This is a genomic window from Lysinibacillus sp. GW823-FHT02G10 (genome assembly GCF_058797135.1).
On the sequence record NZ_JBXAJI010000024.1, the window covers coordinates 1 to 1,442 of the forward strand.

A 1,442-nucleotide genomic window follows, 5' to 3' on the forward strand; every position below is an offset into this window, starting at 1 on the left:
TCTGTTTTTTGATGGGCATCCTTACCAAATGGACCGACATTTAAGACAGGACCTTGTAATGCCGCCATCTCTTTGAATGGAATATGATACGTATCGCCCCATACAGGTGTGTTCCGTTCAAATGCTAGCCACTCATTGGATGCATCTGAATAATTGACATAGCTTAAATCACAAATTCCGTTAAAGTAGTGGATCTGCTCCACCTCAATATCAAATGTTTGAGCTGTTTGCTTCATTAATTCAATCGACTGTTTCACTAATGGATGGTTGGATGAATTAATGGCTGGATAGTAAGGTGGTGCATATAACAGAACTGTGGCAGGTGCTAATTCCTGACAGCGAATCATGAGCTGATCCACAATACGAATGGATTTTTCACGATCATCCCATGCAGGATGCTGCTGAACCTGGTGCTTAATCGCTTGTACTTCCTCAGCTCCTAACTTATGGATCGCATGCTCCAATAATGCCTCGTAGCGTAAGACCTTTACCTTGCCCACACCCTGCACATTTTCGCGTGTACAAATGTCCTGATAGTGCGCATTGCAAGCAGCCATTGCCTGTAACGCAACTTCCTCAAAAATAGCCATCACCTCAGCCGCTGTACGTTTTAACAAAAAGACATTGTAAAGTGCCGCCGCACGGTATGGTGTTTGTGTAGAATACTCCATTTTTAAATCTTTTAATTGTAGAGAGACGGGTAGTGGTGTGCTTTCGCCTAAATCTGTTTCACGGAAAAGGGGATTCCACTCCATATGCTGTGTCATATAGGAAGCGATAAAGGGAGCCGTCATCCCTTTTAATGGCTCACCAACATGTGTCTCTTTTCCGTAGAACAAAGCAGCAGGCATGATTTTACCAATTGTACCTGAATAAATATATTCATTCGTATCCGAAGGCCCTTGTGAAAACGATGGCTCACTATTTAAAAATAATTTATAGGTTAAGCCATGCTGTTCCCGCAGTCTCACCAGTTCCACAACAGCCGCTCTCATACCAGCAGAGTTGACTTCCTCATCAGGGACCGTTGTTAAAATTAAATTAATCGGCCATTGCTCAAAGCTTGCCTTTTCGATCAACTGCATGTGTAAGGCAAGACCCATTTTCATATCCATTGTGCCGCGTCCAAATAAATAATTCCCAGACGCCAAATCAATGCGAGCTGCCTCTGGTAAATCTTTTAGGTATTTAGGTTCCATTAGCTTTTTCGTTAGTTCTTCTGGAGAAAAGGCTAACGGCTCTAGTTCACCATATTCCTCCGTATGCACGGTATCGAAGTGACTGATTAACACAACGGTTTCAGTTGCGGTTTGATGCTTATAGAAGGCTGTCACTGCATTTCTGCCAAGTCCTGCATCATGTAATTCAATCAAGTCTGGGTGCTTCTCAAAATATGGAAGCGTTAACAATTTATCTTTTAGTCGAAAGGCAAATTTATTTTC

1 protein-coding gene is annotated in these 1,442 nt (G+C 42.4%); it reads right to left on the reverse strand.

Annotated elements, in window-relative coordinates; translation table 11 throughout:
* Positions 1 to 1,442 (reverse strand): M20/M25/M40 family metallo-hydrolase (locus AC1RFD_RS22300; RefSeq protein ID WP_492475285.1); only part of this gene is annotated, 1,442 nt, incomplete at both ends.